Here is a 14,857-nt window from a genome sequence, read left to right on the forward strand (position 1 = left end):
CCAATTGAAGCTCTTTTATTAATCACCGTTCATCAGCTACTAAAACGGTCAATTAGTGTACTGCTGGCTTCATTTAAACCGATTATCCTTACATCTATACCTTGGGCTTTAAACTTCTGAATCACGTTATTCAGCATATTTACCGAAGTCACGTCCCAGATATGCGCGTGGGTTAGATCCAGTTCGACATGCTCAAGCTTCTCTTTAAAATCAAAGAACTGATAGAATTTTTCTGTACTGCTAAAGAAAATCTGTCCGGAAATAACATAGCTACGTGAATTGGCTGCATTTAAATACGTATAGACATGTATAGTTCTTTCCAGTTTATTAATAAAGAACAGGGCAGAGAGCAATACGCCGACAAATACACCAAGCGCCAGATTATGAGTGGTAAGCACGACAATAATCACGGCAATCATCACGGTATTAAATTCTAGTGGATGTTTGCTGAATTGCTTGATTGCTCCCCATTGAAAGGTGGTAAATGCCACCATAATCATGATCGCAACCAGAGCTGCCATTGGGATATAAGCCAGCCAGTCTTTCAAAAAAACCACGAGACACAGCAGAAACACGCCAGCGACCAGAGTCGATAAACGGGTACGTGCCCCTGAAGACACATTGATAATTGACTGGCCGATCATGGCACAACCGGCCATCCCGCCCATAAAGCCGCTGACAATATTGGCCATACCCTGACCACGACATTCCTGATGACGGTCACCTTCAGTTCCGGTCACTTCATCAATGACCGTAGTGGTCATCATGCTTTCCAGCAAACCGACAGTCGCCAAGGTAAAGGAATAAGGCAGGATAATTTGCAAGGTTTCCAGATTGAGTGGAATTTCTGGAATCAGGAATACTGGCAAAGTATCCGGGAATTGTCCAAGATCGCTCACGGTACGCATATCTGCACTTAACAACAGCGCCAACCCGCTTAATACGATAATACAGATTAAAGGTGAGGGAATGGCTTTGCCAATTTTCGGGATATACGGAAACAGATAAATAATTGCCAGACCAATCGCAATAAATAGATAACCGGTGCTATCCATCCGGTTAATTTCCGGGATTTGTGCCACAAATATCAGGATCGCCAAGGCATTCAAAAATCCGTATACCACCGCCTGCGATACAAAGCGCATTAATTTAGCGACTTTAAAATACCCCGCAATGACCTGAATGATACCGGTCAGAATTGTGGCAGCCAACAGATATTGCAGACCATGTTCTTTTACCAAGGTAATCATCAAAAGCGCCATAGCACCTGTAGCCGCAGAGATCATGGCAGGACGGCCGCCAAAAAAGGCAATGGATACTGCAATGCAGAAAGAGGCATACAAACCGACTTGCGGATCAACACCGGCAATGGCAGAGAAGGCAATTGATTCAGGAATCAGGGCAAGTCCCACCACCAGACCTGCCAGTACATCTGTGCGGATATTAGAAAACCATTCTTCTTTTTTCAGGCTAATCACGAAATATCATCTATATTTTGAAAACCTGTGTATGTTAAACAGATAGAGATAAAAATCTACACAAGATTGACTTGCAAAAGCCCGGAATATCCTGAATATTGAATGAGTAACTGCCCCAAAATGACAGTTACGCTTTTTTGCAATTTACAGGTTTGATCACTTGAAAGTTTGTCAGAAGCGATTTAAAACATTGAGAAGTGTATAACAAGGATCAGAAATGAAGCTTTACTATTCGCCAGGTGCCTGCTCACTGGCAGCACATATTATTTTAAATGAAATTAATGTCGATTTTGATTTGGAACGTGTTGATTTAAAAACACATAAAACAGAAAAAGGTACGGATTATTACGAAGTTAATCCTAAAGGCTATGTACCAGCGTTAGAAATTAACCCTGGTCTGATCCTGACAGAAAATGTTGCAATTCTACCGTTTCTTGCTCAACACGATCCAAAACAAGATTTGATTCCACCATCGGGCATGGGACGTGCCAAAGTGCTGGAATGGTTAGGTTATCTGAACTCTGAACTACATGATGCCTATGCGGTGTTCTTCGGTGGCAAGTTATCCGACGATGAAAAGAAAAAAGCCTATGCGGAGATTGATCGTCTATTGAGTTATATCGATAAAGCTATCGGTGAATCGGACAATGATTATCTGGTGGATGATAACTTTGGCCCTGCGGATGCTTATCTGTTTGTCTTGACCAACTGGTCGAACCAGATTGAGCATGATCTGAGTCCATATAAAAATATTATTCATATCCGTAATAAGGTGGCAGAACGTCAGTCTGTACAGATTGCCATGCGTGATGAAGGTCTGATTCCTTAATTACTGGAAAAAATAAAGGACTCAATTGAGTCCTTTATTTTTGTTGATGAAAATTTATTTAAAGAAATAGCCGGTTTCCGGCGAGCTGGCATTGGCCATACGCTTGCGCGGCATACGGCCTGCAAAAAAAGCTTCTCGGCCTGCTTCAACGGCTTTTTTCATCGCAGATGCCATCAAGACCGGATTTTGCGCTGCCGCAATCGCTGTATTCATGAGTACGCCGTCACAGCCCAGTTCCATCGCAATCGCAGCATCACTGGCTGTACCGACACCGGCATCGACCAGAACCGGGACTTTGGCATTTTCCTTGATGATTGACAGGGTGTGTGGATTCAGAATGCCCAGACCAGAACCAATCAGGCTACCCAGTGGCATAATCGCGACACAGCCCATGCTTTCCAGCTCTTGCGCCACGATCGGATCATCCGAGGTATAAACCATGATCTCAAAGCCATCGTCAATCAAGGTGCGAGCGGCTTTCAATGTTTCAGTCACGTTTGGATAAAGCGTTTTTTCATCACCTAAAACTTCAAGTTTGACCAGATTGTGGCCATCGAGCAACTCACGCGCCAGCATACAGGTGCGGACGGCACTATTGGCATCGAAGCAACCTGCAGTATTCGGCAAAATGGTATATTTTTCCGGAGGAATCACTGATAGCAGATTCGGCTGGTCAGGATCTTGGCCAATATTGACCCGGCGAATAGCGACAGTGACAATCTCTGCACCACTGGTTTCAATGGCCTGCTGAGTTTCATTTAAATCTTTGTATTTGCCCGTGCCTACCAAAAGGCGTGACTGGAATTGGCGTGAACCAATCTGTAATAAATCTTGCATAATTGTCCCGAGTATTAGCCGCCACCGACCGCGTGAATAATTTCTATTTTGTCTGTATCGCAAATTGGCGTATCGCCCAATCTGCTTTTAGGAATAATCATTTCATTGACTTCAACTGCAAAACGCTTACCCTCAAGCGCCATACTCTGAATCAGTTCCAGCAGATTCTTGCAGTGAGTTTCCTGTTGTTCGCCATTGATGTAAATCATCATTCTAGCAACCCTCCATGATTAAGTGTTGTTCAAACTTATCTGGCGTATTTTAAAGCATTCCAGGCCAGAATTAACCATCCGGCAATCATTAAAGCCCCGCCGATGGGCGTAATAGCACCTAAACCGCGGGGTAATCCTAAGGCCATGATATACAGTGAGCCAGAAAACAGTAAAATGCCGACCTGAATCAGACCGAAGCTCCATTGAATGGGCAATGCAGGGATGACTTTCGCCAGTAAAGAAAGAATCAGTAGTCCTAAGGCATGATAGAAAAAATAATCCGTTGCCGTTTGCCACCAGCCGAGCTGTGCTTCAGTCGCCCGCGCTTTTAAACCATGTGCACCAAAAGCACCGAGCATGACTGCAAGTGCCAAATTAAGTGCTGAAATCGCAATCCACATTTGAATTGATCTTCCTGATAAATTTTGCGCTCAACCTTAGCATAAATTCAAAATGTGGACATAAAAAAGCCTTCATCAAAGAAGGCTTTTTCGAGGTAAATCAGTAACAGAATTTGGTGTTAATTGGATGACATCGCCACTTTAATTTTTTCCATGGCATTTTTTTCCAGCTGACGAATACGTTCCGCAGAAACATTATATTCGGCTGCAAGCTCATGCAGGGTCGATTTCTCGTCATCTAGCCAGCGACGCTGCAAGATATTACGTGAACGATCATCTAGCTGATCCATGGCTTCATGCAGGGCAGAGGTGCTTTGCTCCTCATAGTCTTCATTTTCAATCAGACGAGCCGGGTCATAACGATTATCTTCAAGATATAACGCTGGTGCCACATGGGTGGAACCTTCATCATCGTCATCGCTTGATGCATCAAAAGCCGCATCATACGCCGTCAGACGGCCTTCCATTTCCAGTACTTGTTCTGGTGTGACATTTAAATCATTGGCAATAGACTGTGCTTCTGCGAGCGTCAACTTTTTCGATGATTTCTTCAGGCTGCGCAGATTAAAGAACAGTTTACGTTGCGCTTTAGTGGTGGCGATTTTCACGATACGCCAGTTACGGATCACGTATTCGTGAATTTCCGCCTTGATCCAGTGCACGGCAAATGACACCAAACGTACGCCCATATTCGGGTCAAAACGTTTCACAGCTTTCATCAGACCCAGGTTGCCTTCCTGAATCAGGTCACCTTGTGGCAGACCATAACCTGCATAACTACGCGCAATATGTACCACAAAACGCAAGTGCGACATGACCAGCATTTTCGCTGCATCTAAATCTTGGTCATAGTAATAGCGTTCAGCCAACTCTTTTTCTTGTTCGGCCGTTAAAATTGGAATCTGATTGACAGTGCTGATATAAGCACCGAGGTTGACACCTGGCGCCGATAATGACAGGGGCATTAACTGATTGCGGCTGTCACTCATGTGTTCTCCTTGAAGTGCGGGATAACCCTAAACTAGGTTTTATCTTAATCCAATCTCTCCGCAAATAATGGATATTTGGGTAGAGAAATGTAAAAAAGTATACGAAAGTGAAGATCAACAGTTTAATTGAAAATTTTTAAGATTCAATTAAGTAGTGAAACTCTGTATCAGAAATTTTTTTAAATTCAAGCTTGAGCTGATGCAGCTGACAATAGCGGCTGACATCTGTCTGGCTATGCGGATCAGATGATTTCAGCAGGAATGTTTTCTGATTTCCGGCCTTTAGTGCGCGCTTTAACATTAATAGCGGCATTGGGCACGGTTTTCCCATAGCATCTATAAGGCTGAATTGCGCTGGATCTTCGGACATTGCGGTTTCATTTAGATAGCAGAAAAGGCTATAAATAGTAGCAAATATGATGCCAGAACCAAACTGGTTTAAGAAAAAGAAGATCTAAATGACTTTATAAAGTCTTTTGACAATTTTCATGAAAAAAATAACTAAATCAAACAGAACATGCTAAAAAAAATCTATTAATTGTGATAAACCCATGTTAAGCTCGTTGCGTATTTGGGACTTTGAATAAACAAAGTGATTGTTTTTCACCCTATTACATAAATGGATGTAACCGGGATTTTGTTGATAGTTTTACAGAATGATTACAAGCTTAAAAATAATATTTTCAAACTTGTTTGCTCTGCTGTTTGCAACACCGGGTGGTCCTTCTTTTAGTTTCAATGAGGATTAACTTATGACAGCTGCTCGCGAACAAGGCGTAGTTAAGTGGTTTAACGATACTAAAGGCTTCGGCTTTATTCAACGTAATGGCGGCGATGACGTATTCGTTCATTTCCGTGCTATCCAAGGTGACGGTCATCGTTCACTTCGTGACGGCCAACGTGTTGAATTCAGTGTTGTTAAAGGCCAAAAAGGCTTTCAAGCTGAAGAAGTTCAACCATTAGACTAATCTTCGGATTAAGCTAAAAAGAAAACGCTCCAATATAACTTGGGGCGTTTTTTGTTTATACTATCCCTATCTTAGTGATTACCCAATTAGAGCACCGCTTTATGTCATCTGGTTTTGAAACCTTAAATTTACATCCCAATCTAAAAAAAGCGATTGATGCTTTAGGCTTTACCACCATGACGCCTATCCAGCAGAAGGTTTTAAAATTCACGCTGGCAGGACATGATGCCATTGGCCGTGCACAGACAGGTACAGGCAAAACTGCCGCCTTTTTAATTAGTATCATGAATGATCTGTTAAATAATCCGATTCAGGAACAACGCTATCGTGGTGAGCCACGCGCGCTGATTTTGGCACCGACCCGTGAACTGGCGTTACAGATCGAAAGCGATGCACAGGATCTGGCGAAATATGCTGGTCTTAATGTGGTGACCTTGCTGGGTGGTGTGGATTTTGACAAGCAAAAGAACCAGCTTAATAAAGCGCCTGTCGATATTATGGTGGCAACACCGGGTCGTCTGATTGATTTTGTAGAACAAAAAGAAGTCTGGTTGGATCAGATTGAATTTTTGGTCATTGATGAAGCTGACCGCCTATTGGATATGGGCTTTATTCCTTCGGTGAAGCGCATTGTGCGTTTCTCACCGCGTAAAGAGCAGCGTCAGACTCTAATGTTCTCTGCTACTTTTAGTTACGATGTACTGAATCTAGCGCAGCAATGGTTATTTGAACCGGTCACAGTCGAAATTGAACCGGAAAAGAAAACCAATGCGGATGTCGAGCAACGGGTTTATATGGTCGCCAAGGCGGACAAATATAAATTGTTGCAAGAAATCTTGCGTGATGAGCCGATTGAAAAAGTCATGATTTTTGCCAACCGTCGTGATCAGGTGCGCAAACTTTATGACCATTTAAAACGTGATGGCTATAAAGTAGTGATGCTGTCTGGCGAGATTGCTCAGGACAAACGCATTAAAATGCTGGATCAGTTCAAAAATGGTAAACATAACATCATGATTGCAACGGATGTGGCAGGTCGTGGCATCCATGTTGATGGTGTATCGCATGTGGTGAACTTCACCTTGCCGGAACAGTCGGATGATTATGTGCATCGTATTGGCCGTACCGGTCGTGCGGGAACCAGTGGTGTGAGTATCAGTTTCCTTGCAGAAGATGATGCGTTCTATCTGCCCGAAATTGAAAAAGCCATTGGGCAAAAATTGCCTTTGACCCGCCTGGAAGGTTATTGTTAATCCAGATCATAGAAAAACCGCTCTTGAAGAGCGGTTTTTTATTGCGCTATGGTTTGGCTTATTTGGCCTGACAGCGGAATGTAAGCACCGTCTGATAGTCGTCATTCTGGTTTAAACCAGTATTGGTACCTGCGATATTGCCAAGGACAGTAGCTGCTGCCTGAATCATCTGACCTGTTTGTTCATCGACCACGCCTTTTAAAGCGCCGTTATAAGCTGTCTTTTCATCTACAATAATTGGGGTTGATCGAGAGCCACAGGCTTTATTGGCCGCAGTAATCGCGTTGTTTTTCGAAGTCAGTTGATTTTTACCTAATCCGGTCACTTCATACTGGTTATTTTCCTTTTGCACTGCCAATGCAGTCGGGTTTGAGGCACAGGCAGTAAGCAGTAATGCGGAAATAGCTAATCCGCTGAAAGCGATTGTTTTTTTCATCATGAAATCTCAAGTAAATACGATGCTGAATATTTCAACACAGCAAGCAGCGCAGATTTTGTAGCTGTTGTATAGGTTTGGCAATTTTTGGTATAGCTCTATGTGAGTTAGGTGAAAAATAGAGCAGCACAGGATTGAAAAACCAAGCAACTTTATCTTCAAATTGTGATGAGCGTGCTGAATCGCTATGAAGTTTCTAGCGTATTTTTCTTTGAATATGCTAATCTTGAGTATGGTTTTTTAAGTGTAGATATACAAGGCAATGACGGAATCTGCGATTGACATCGTTCATCAAAATATTCACCAACGGCAATCGATTGGTCATCTGCTGGCACCCGCACCCAATGCAGAACAACTGGAAAGAGCCTTTCAAGCGGCATTAACTGCACCCGATCATCATCGGCTCAAGCCGACCACATTTGTGGTGGTTCCAGATAATCAGCGTGAAGCTTTTGGAGGGTTGCTGTCGCAGGCGCTCGTCGATTTGGGTGAAACTGAAACAGCGCAGATTGAGCGGGTCAAGAATCATCCATTTCGTGCGCCTTTATTGGTGCTTGCCTTAACGCGTTTGCAGGATCATCCTAAAGTTCCACATTTTGAACAAATCCTTAGTTCAGGCGCAGCCATTCAGAATTTTCTGTTGTCACTTCAGGTTCAGGGTTTCTCGACCATGTGGCGTAGCGGTGCTGTAGTCGAGTCTGGCCTGTTTAAGCAGGCATTGGGAATTTCAAAAGATGATCTGGTCTCAGGTATTATTTATATTGGCACTGCAGCAAAAGCAATTCCAGCACGCGCAGAGATTCAAACCGGTGATTTTGTCAGTTATTGGAACCAGAACAGCTAGTTTGCAGGGTATAACAGGATATTAAAAAATAAGATGTCAGAATTAAATTTCTCAAAACTGGTAGAACCGGTTGCAGTTGATCATAAGACAGCTTTAAGAGTCACAGTATTGGGTGGGGGCAGTTTTGGTACTGCAATGGCCAATACTGCAGTGCGTAATGGTTGCAATACCATGATCTGGATTCGTGACGAAGCAGTTGCGGCAGATATTAATGCCACGCATATTAATAAACGCTATTTGCCAGATTTTAAGTTAGAAGAAAATCTGTTAGCGGTGTCAGACCTGGAACAGGCTGTACGTGATCGCGATATTGTTTTAGTCGCCATTCCAAGTCATTCTTTCCGGGATGTCTTGCAGCAAATCAAACCTTTTATTACGTCACAAGCCGTGATCTCGCTGACCAAGGGCATTGAAGCCAAAACCTTTAGTTTCATGAGCGATATTATTCGCGAAGTGTTGCCTGAAGTGCCTTATGGTGTGTTATCAGGACCGAATCTGGCCAAGGAAATTGTGGCAGGACAGCCAGCAGGAACCGTGATTGCCAGCCAGTCCGAGCTGGTGCGTTATGCCGTACAACAAGCTCTACATAGTGCTTTGTTCCGCGTATTCGCCAGTGATGATGTGCATGGGGTAGAACTCGGGGGCGCATTAAAAAATATTTATGCTGTCGCGATGGGTATGGCCGCTGCGTATAACGTGGGTGAAAATACCAAGAGTATGATCCTGACTCGTGCCTTGGCTGAAATGAGCCGTTTTGCAGTAAAACTCGGTGCCAATCCGCTGACCTTTCTTGGGCTTTCAGGTGTGGGTGATTTGTTCGCAACCTGTAGCAGTCCGCTCAGCCGTAATTATCAGGTGGGTTATGCACTTGGCAAAGGTAAAACCTTGGAGCAGGCAACGACTGAATTGGGGCAAACGGCAGAAGGGATTAATACCATTGTGCAGGTCAAGGCACGTTCCGAAGAACTGGATGTCTATATGCCAATTACTTCTGCCTTGTATGATGTGATTTTTGAAGGTGCACCACCACTCAGCATTGCATTGTCATTGATGAAAAACGGTCATCGCAGTGATGTGGAATTTGTCTTGCCACATCATCAAGTCTGATCTATAACACAAAGGGACTGTATGTGAATTGTCATATTGGCCAGTTATCATGCAGGCAAAAGAAAATAAGGAAACCCAATGCAACTGACTTTAGTGCGACATGGTGAGGCTGCTCCACCAGTCAATGGCAATGATAGCAAGCGTCCATTGACGGAGCGTGGTCATCAGCAGGCTGAGCAAACTGCACAGTTCTTAAAAAATATGATTAAACCTGAAGTATTTGTGGTCAGTCCCTTATTGCGTGCGCAGGAAACCCTGGCCCATCTGCAGCAGTATTTTAAAGATGTGCCGGTGGTGATCTGTAATACCATCAAACCGGATGATGATGCCAAAGTCGCAGTGGAATGGTTATCGCAACTGCCTTATGAGTCGATTGCAGTGGTGTGTCATATGAATGTGGTGGCCCATATGTCTTCCATTCTGCTGGCTGAATCTTTTCATCCCTATGCATTGGCAGAAGCACGCATTTATGATCAGGCGGTGATTGCCCAGGGCTTATCCACACAGATTAAAAGTTTTATTCCTACACTATAAAAAATTAATTAAAACGGCAGAACACAATCGATGTTGTATTTATGGATGCCTGAAGCCAATGGGGTTTGGCAATGGTCAACTGGGGAATTCTGGAACACTGCAGCCACACTTGAGCAGCTGATTCAGGATATACAGGCTCATCATGGCGAAGAGGCGGTGGTGTTTTTTCCGAGCCGTCATGTGCAAATTTTGCAGCAGACCTTGCCCAAGAGCCAATATAAGAAAATGGGCAATGATGGCATTAAATATTTGCTTGAAGAATACGTGGTGCTGCCGGTAGATGCTATGAAAGTGCTACATCATTTTCAGCAGCCGGATCAGATCAGCATTATGGGGGTTGCGAATTCTACGCTTGAGACCTTGCAACATGCTTTAAGCCTGATCCCAGTCAAGCTGGCAGCTTTATTGCCGGACTTTTTGGTGCTGCCGGTTCCTGATGCCAATCAGCGTTTGATTGCGCAAATCGGTGGACGTTTGCTGGTGCGCGAGTCGGAATATATCGGCCAGTCGCTGGATGATCTAAGCCTTTATCTGGATTATCAGCCCAAGGATCTCAGCTATAAGGTGAGCAATCTGAATCAGGAGCAGTTGCGTAGTCTTGAAGCACTGGTCACTCAGGAGCAACTGGAGTCTTTCCAATATGGAATTCCTGTACTGAAAAAACCGAAACAGCATCCGTTTAATGTCTTGCCTAAAGCAAAATCTGATGGTGCTATTTCCGGTTACTGGAAAGCCTGCGCGGCAGTTTTTCTGGGTATTTTGGTATTGCAGTTTAGTTATGATGCTGTGCGCTGGTATCAATATAAGAAAGTGGCGAATCAGACCGCCGCGCAAGCCATCGACCAGTTTAAATACTGGTTTGGACAAAATTATCCGGTCACTGAGCAGAATATCAAAAGTCAGTTTGAAGGGCAGTTGCGTCAAAGCCAGATTGCAGATACGCATGCATTGCAGCTGATTAGTCGGGTGGGGCCAGTCTTGATGCAAAATCAGATTGTGGCACAACGGGTGAATTATGATGCTTCTGTGCTCAGTATGGAACTTAAAGCCAATTCATCAGAAACGTTAAATGCACTGACCACACAATTAAGCCAGCAAGGCTTTAAGGTGGAGCTGGGGAATATTCAGGCCAGCGGAACAGCAGCAATCGGACTGGTGAGGATTCAATAATGAAAGGCATTGAAGCGCTACAAAATCGTCTGGATCAGTCTTTTGAAAAACTGAGCGATTATCTGGACAGCCTGTCGGTACGTGAACGGGTAATGGTGATTTTTACCACTGTTTTTGTGATTGTAGCGGCGGTCGGTTCTGCACTCTGGTATATGCATCAGGCGGCAGACACCCAGCAAAAACGCTTAAATCAGCTGAAAGATACCATTGTCTGGATGCAAAGTAATGCCGTGACCATGAAACCGGCTGGGGACACGCAACTGGATGCTGCAGAAAAAGTACAGCGGGTCGCACAGCAGCAAGGATTGTCGGTGGCTTCCCAGCAAATGGAAGGAAAAATTCAATTGGCAGTCATGCATGAAAATTATGCAGTGCTGGCAAATTTCCTGACTCAAATGGCGCAAATGGGGCTAAGTATCGAGAAAATGGAACTAAATGATGAGGCAGGACAGATTAAATTAACGGCGACCATACAATAAACGGTAAAAATAAAGATTTGCAAAGCATGGTTTTTTTGTCAGCCTATGCCTATAATATGCCGACTTAAAAAGCAGTAGACTTTTCTGGATATGTTGTATTCTCTAGCCCGCCCTTTGTTGTTTTCTTTAGCACCAGAGCGTGCACATGAGCTGACATTATCACTATTGAAATCATCCCATAAAATGGGCTTGATGCGTCAAAACGTTGCTGCGAAACCTGTGACCTGTATGGGAATCGAATTTCCCAATCCGGTAGGTCTTGCGGCAGGTTTGGACAAAAATGGTGCCTATATTGACGCCCTTGCCGGTCAAGGTTTTGGTTTTATTGAAATTGGTACCATTACCCCGCGACCGCAAGCCGGCAATCCTCATCCGCGTTTATTCCGTTTGCCACAGGCCAAAGCCATTATTAACCGTATGGGCTTTAATAATGATGGCGTGGATCAGCTGGTTGAAAATGTCAAAGCGGCCAAATTTAAAGGCATTCTCGGTATTAATATCGGTAAAAACGCTGATACTCCGGTAGAAAAAGCAGTAGATGATTACCTCATCTGTTTAGAAAAAGTCTATAATTATGCTTCTTATATTACCGTCAACATTTCTTCTCCCAATACCAAAAACCTGCGCAGCCTGCAAAGTGGTGATGCACTTACCGAACTGCTGGAAACGCTGAAAAACCGTCAACTTGAATTGGCTCAGGAATACCAGCATTATGTACCTTTGGTACTCAAAGTGGCGCCTGATCTGGATAACAGCGATATTACCTTTATTGCCAAACAGTTATTGCAATTCAAGATCGATGGTCTGATCGTGACCAATACCACACTGTCGCGTGAAGGTGTAGAGGGTCTGGAGCATGCAGAAGAAGCGGGCGGTTTGTCTGGCGCGCCGGTATTTGAGAAAAGTACCGCATGTCTGGCTGCATTTGCTGCGGTATTAAAAGGACAAATTCCATTGATTGGTGTGGGTGGTATTCTTTCAGGTGCAGATGCTGCTGCCAAGAAACAGGCAGGCGCCAACCTTGTACAAGTTTATAGTGGCCTCATCTATACCGGACCTAAACTTGTAAAAGATTGTGTAGACGCACTTTAAATCCTATGAATGCCATTGATATCTTTCTACTGATTATCTTGCTCATTGGAGGGCTCAACGGTTTGCGTCAAGGATTTATTAAAGCCTTTGCGAACTTAGTGGGATGGATCTTTGCCCTGATTGTTGCGGCAAAATATTCAACGCTACTTGCGCCGTCTATGGTTGCTCTGAGTACAGATCCAGTTGTACAAAAGATTGCGGCCTTCGCTTTTATCGTCCTGCTGATTGTAGTTCTGACCTGGATCGTTACTGCACTGTTGAACCGTATTTTAAAGAGTCTTAAACTTGGTCCTCTCAACCGTCTGGCCGGTGGTGTCTTTGGTAGCCTGAAAGGTTTGCTGATTGTCCTGATTACCATGCAGGGGATTGGTCCGTGGGTAGAAAGCTCACCGCACTGGAAACAGTCCAAGTTTATTCAAGCCTTATTGCCTTATGCACCTTGGGCGACTCAAATGTCGAAAGAAGCCGCGAATGGCGCACTACAACATATCAAGCCTGAAGGTGCATCGAAACCTTCAGCTTCATCATCTGAAACATCGTCCAAGTCTGGAGCTGCAGATGAGTCTACAAATAATCCTTTTTATTAATCCTAGCTTGTCTGCGAGGTTGCTATGTGTGGAGTAGTTGGTATAGCTGGTAAATCACCCGTTAACCAAATGTTGTTTGATGCATTAACGATGTTACAACATCGTGGACAAGATGCAGCTGGGATCGTGACATGTGATGAAGGACGTTTATTCCTGCGCAAAGACAATGGCATGGTGCGTGATGTATTCCATACCCGTCATATGCGTGCTTTGAAAGGAAATTACGGTATTGGTCATGTGCGTTATCCAACAGCCGGTTCATCGAGCAGTGCAGAAGCACAGCCGTTTTATGTGAACTCGCCGTACGGGATTACCTTGGCACATAATGGTAACCTGACCAATGCTGAAGAAATTCATGATGACCTGTTCAAAACTGACTTGCGTCATATGAACACCGATTCTGATTCGGAAGTCCTGTTAAACGTGTTTGCGCATGAATTGCAAAAACATGGCAAACTGGTACCTACGTCGGAAGATATTTTTCATGCGGTGACGCGTGTGCATGAGCGTTGTAAAGGTGCTTATGGCGTGGTGGCGATGATTACCGGTCAGGGTCTGGTAGGCTTCCGTGATCCAAATGGTATTCGTCCATTGATCTACGGTTCGCGTGAAACTGAACAGGGTATGGAGTATATCATTGCTTCTGAGTCGGTTGCGATTACTGCGCTGGGCTTTAAAGTTGAGCGTGATATTTTGCCGGGTGAAGCGGTATTTATTGATTTAGAAGGTAACTTCTTCACCAAGCAATGTGCAGTGAATGCTGAATACCGTCCTTGTATTTTTGAATATGTTTATTTTGCCCGTCCAGATGCCATCATTGATGGAATCTCGGTGTATAAAGCACGTTTAAAAATGGGTGAGAAGCTGGCGCAAAAGATTCTGCGCGAGTGGGGTGAAGAGCATGATATTGATGTGGTGATTCCGATTCCGGATACTTCACGTACTTCTGCATTGGAACTTGCCAATATGCTGGGTGTGAAATTCCGTGAAGGTTTCATGAAAAACCGTTACATTGGTCGTACCTTCATTATGCCTGGTCAGCAGCTGCGTAAAAAATCGGTACGTCAGAAACTGAACCCGGTTGAGCTTGAGTTTAAAGGTAAAAATGTACTGTTGGTGGATGACTCGATTGTCCGTGGTACAACCTGTAATGAAATTATCCAGATGGCTCGTGATTCTGGCGCGAAAAAAGTATTCTTTGCTTCTGCAGCACCGATGGTGAAATATCCAAACGTTTATGGTATTGATATGCCGGCGAAATCTGAGCTGATTGCATCGGAACGTAGCGTGGAAGAAATCCGTGAAATTATTGGTGCTGACCGTCTGATTTTCCAGGATCTGGAAGATTTGAAAGATGCGGTAAGAACCATCAAGGTGCCGGACGTCAAAGACTTTGATTGTTCAGTGTTTGATGGCATCTATGTTTCGGGTGGCATTGATGCGCAATATCTGGATGACCTACAGCAAAAACGTAGTGACAGTGCCATGAAAGAAAGCAATTATATTGATGTCAATATTGATGCAGCCTCAGTGGATTTGACTGGTGTACGCGAAGTCTAAGTAGTTAAAATCATCATGAAAAAGCGGGAATTTCCCGCTTTTTTGTTTTATGATGAGCCCATTGAAAATTATCATTTTAGG

18 protein-coding genes are annotated in these 14,857 nt (G+C 44.0%); 11 read left to right on the forward strand and 7 right to left on the reverse strand.

The features are described from left to right. Positions 1-32: 32 nt before the first annotated feature. Positions 33-1,478, reverse strand: coding sequence for a SulP family inorganic anion transporter (locus tag NI455_RS05480; protein ID WP_253112891.1), 1,446 nt, complete (start codon positions 1,476-1,478; stop codon positions 33-35). Positions 1,479-1,695: 217 nt separating this feature from the next. Between NI455_RS05480 and NI455_RS05485 the strand changes: the two genes are divergently transcribed. After that, positions 1,696-2,307: a glutathione binding-like protein gene (locus NI455_RS05485; RefSeq protein WP_004729975.1), complete on the forward strand. Its 612-nt coding sequence runs from the start codon at positions 1,696-1,698 to the stop codon at positions 2,305-2,307. A gap of 54 nt (positions 2,308-2,361) precedes the next feature. On the opposite strand, the gene NI455_RS05490 is transcribed toward NI455_RS05485, so the two are convergent. From NI455_RS05490 to NI455_RS05510, 5 genes are all read right to left on the reverse strand, one after another. Continuing rightward, positions 2,362-3,144, reverse strand: a complete 783-nt coding sequence (locus NI455_RS05490; protein WP_253112894.1) for a thiazole synthase — start codon at positions 3,142-3,144, stop codon at positions 2,362-2,364. Between the two features lie 14 nt (positions 3,145-3,158). Then, the gene (thiS, locus tag NI455_RS05495; RefSeq protein ID WP_004280105.1) at positions 3,159-3,356 is read right to left on the reverse strand and encodes a sulfur carrier protein ThiS; all 198 of its coding nucleotides are present in this window, start codon (positions 3,354-3,356) and stop codon (positions 3,159-3,161) included. A gap of 35 nt (positions 3,357-3,391) precedes the next feature. Next, on the reverse strand, positions 3,392-3,757 hold the full coding sequence (locus NI455_RS05500; RefSeq protein WP_004280103.1) for a DUF423 domain-containing protein: 366 nt from the start codon (positions 3,755-3,757) through the stop codon (positions 3,392-3,394). Between the two features lie 119 nt (positions 3,758-3,876). Continuing rightward, positions 3,877-4,746 (reverse strand): RNA polymerase sigma factor RpoH, encoded by an 870-nt coding sequence (gene rpoH / locus NI455_RS05505; protein WP_004280101.1) that lies wholly within the window; start codon positions 4,744-4,746, stop codon positions 3,877-3,879. Positions 4,747-4,882: 136 nt separating this feature from the next. Then, positions 4,883-5,116, reverse strand: a complete 234-nt coding sequence (locus NI455_RS05510; RefSeq protein WP_253112897.1) for a sulfurtransferase TusA family protein — start codon at positions 5,114-5,116, stop codon at positions 4,883-4,885. Positions 5,117-5,498: 382 nt separating this feature from the next. On the opposite strand from NI455_RS05510, the gene NI455_RS05515 reads away from it, so the two are divergent. Both NI455_RS05515 and rhlB read left to right on the forward strand, forming a co-directional pair. Continuing rightward, positions 5,499-5,714, forward strand: coding sequence for a cold-shock protein (locus tag NI455_RS05515; RefSeq protein WP_004280099.1), 216 nt, complete (start codon positions 5,499-5,501; stop codon positions 5,712-5,714). A gap of 101 nt (positions 5,715-5,815) precedes the next feature. After that, on the forward strand, positions 5,816-6,967 hold the full coding sequence (gene rhlB, locus NI455_RS05520) for an ATP-dependent RNA helicase RhlB (RefSeq protein WP_005246749.1): 1,152 nt from the start codon (positions 5,816-5,818) through the stop codon (positions 6,965-6,967). A 58-nt stretch (positions 6,968-7,025) separates the two neighbouring features. Here the strand turns inward: rhlB and NI455_RS05525 are convergent, their stop codons facing one another. Next, positions 7,026-7,406, reverse strand: coding sequence for a hypothetical protein (locus NI455_RS05525; RefSeq protein ID WP_004646604.1), 381 nt, complete (start codon positions 7,404-7,406; stop codon positions 7,026-7,028). Between the two features lie 259 nt (positions 7,407-7,665). On the opposite strand from NI455_RS05525, the gene NI455_RS05530 reads away from it, so the two are divergent. The 8 genes from NI455_RS05530 (at position 7,666) to purF (ending at position 14,776) form a co-directional block, all read left to right on the forward strand. Further along, complete coding sequence (locus tag NI455_RS05530) at positions 7,666-8,247, forward strand: nitroreductase family protein (protein ID WP_044112675.1); 582 nt, start codon at positions 7,666-7,668, stop codon at positions 8,245-8,247. A gap of 33 nt (positions 8,248-8,280) precedes the next feature. Beyond that, complete coding sequence (locus NI455_RS05535) at positions 8,281-9,354, forward strand: NAD(P)H-dependent glycerol-3-phosphate dehydrogenase (RefSeq protein ID WP_253112899.1); 1,074 nt, start codon at positions 8,281-8,283, stop codon at positions 9,352-9,354. Between the two features lie 78 nt (positions 9,355-9,432). Beyond that, entirely contained in the window at positions 9,433-9,888 is a 456-nt protein-coding gene (sixA, locus tag NI455_RS05540) for a phosphohistidine phosphatase SixA (protein WP_253112901.1), read from the forward strand. 30 nt (positions 9,889-9,918) lie between these two features. Continuing rightward, a complete protein-coding gene (gene gspL, locus NI455_RS05545) occupies positions 9,919-11,058 on the forward strand; it encodes a type II secretion system protein GspL (RefSeq protein WP_253112903.1) in 1,140 nt (379 codons plus the stop codon). Continuing rightward, positions 11,058-11,537 carry a type II secretion system protein M gene (locus NI455_RS05550; RefSeq protein ID WP_253112905.1) on the forward strand — a complete coding sequence of 160 codons (480 nt, stop codon included), beginning with the start codon at positions 11,058-11,060 and terminating at the stop codon, positions 11,535-11,537. The genes gspL and NI455_RS05550 overlap by 1 nt, the downstream gene beginning before the upstream one ends. Before the next feature lie 90 nt (positions 11,538-11,627). Beyond that, a complete protein-coding gene (locus tag NI455_RS05555) occupies positions 11,628-12,629 on the forward strand; it encodes a quinone-dependent dihydroorotate dehydrogenase (RefSeq protein ID WP_213687131.1) in 1,002 nt (333 codons plus the stop codon). Between the two features lie 5 nt (positions 12,630-12,634). After that, on the forward strand, positions 12,635-13,216 hold the full coding sequence (locus tag NI455_RS05560) for a CvpA family protein (protein ID WP_004729958.1): 582 nt from the start codon (positions 12,635-12,637) through the stop codon (positions 13,214-13,216). Between the two features lie 24 nt (positions 13,217-13,240). Continuing rightward, on the forward strand, positions 13,241-14,776 hold the full coding sequence (gene purF, locus NI455_RS05565; RefSeq protein ID WP_253112907.1) for an amidophosphoribosyltransferase: 1,536 nt from the start codon (positions 13,241-13,243) through the stop codon (positions 14,774-14,776). Positions 14,777-14,857 lie beyond the last annotated feature (81 nt).

Source organism: Acinetobacter lwoffii (assembly GCF_024129435.1).
Taxonomy (GTDB): domain Bacteria; phylum Pseudomonadota; class Gammaproteobacteria; order Pseudomonadales; family Moraxellaceae; genus Acinetobacter; species Acinetobacter lwoffii_F.

Bases quoted from the DNA above. Each gene is read 5' to 3' on its own strand.
- NI455_RS05485 (WP_004729975.1), top strand. From the start codon at position 1,696: ATGAAGCTTTACTATTCGCCAGGTGCCTGCTCACTGGCAGCACATATT.
- NI455_RS05490 (WP_253112894.1), bottom strand. From the start codon at position 3,144: ATGCAAGATTTATTACAGATTGGTTCACGCCAATTCCAGTCACGCCTT.
- thiS (WP_004280105.1), bottom strand. From the start codon at position 3,356: ATGATGATTTACATCAATGGCGAACAACAGGAAACTCACTGCAAGAAT.
- NI455_RS05500 (WP_004280103.1), bottom strand. From the start codon at position 3,757: ATGTGGATTGCGATTTCAGCACTTAATTTGGCACTTGCAGTCATGCTC.
- rpoH (WP_004280101.1), bottom strand. From the start codon at position 4,746: ATGAGTGACAGCCGCAATCAGTTAATGCCCCTGTCATTATCGGCGCCA.
- NI455_RS05510 (WP_253112897.1), bottom strand. From the start codon at position 5,116: ATGTCCGAAGATCCAGCGCAATTCAGCCTTATAGATGCTATGGGAAAA.
- NI455_RS05515 (WP_004280099.1), top strand. From the start codon at position 5,499: ATGACAGCTGCTCGCGAACAAGGCGTAGTTAAGTGGTTTAACGATACT.
- rhlB (WP_005246749.1), top strand. From the start codon at position 5,816: ATGTCATCTGGTTTTGAAACCTTAAATTTACATCCCAATCTAAAAAAA.
- NI455_RS05525 (WP_004646604.1), bottom strand. From the start codon at position 7,406: ATGATGAAAAAAACAATCGCTTTCAGCGGATTAGCTATTTCCGCATTA.
- NI455_RS05530 (WP_044112675.1), top strand. From the start codon at position 7,666: ATGACGGAATCTGCGATTGACATCGTTCATCAAAATATTCACCAACGG.
- NI455_RS05535 (WP_253112899.1), top strand. From the start codon at position 8,281: ATGTCAGAATTAAATTTCTCAAAACTGGTAGAACCGGTTGCAGTTGAT.
- sixA (WP_253112901.1), top strand. From the start codon at position 9,433: ATGCAACTGACTTTAGTGCGACATGGTGAGGCTGCTCCACCAGTCAAT.
- gspL (WP_253112903.1), top strand. From the start codon at position 9,919: ATGTTGTATTTATGGATGCCTGAAGCCAATGGGGTTTGGCAATGGTCA.
- NI455_RS05550 (WP_253112905.1), top strand. From the start codon at position 11,058: ATGAAAGGCATTGAAGCGCTACAAAATCGTCTGGATCAGTCTTTTGAA.
- NI455_RS05555 (WP_213687131.1), top strand. From the start codon at position 11,628: ATGTTGTATTCTCTAGCCCGCCCTTTGTTGTTTTCTTTAGCACCAGAG.
- NI455_RS05560 (WP_004729958.1), top strand. From the start codon at position 12,635: ATGAATGCCATTGATATCTTTCTACTGATTATCTTGCTCATTGGAGGG.
- purF (WP_253112907.1), top strand. From the start codon at position 13,241: ATGTGTGGAGTAGTTGGTATAGCTGGTAAATCACCCGTTAACCAAATG.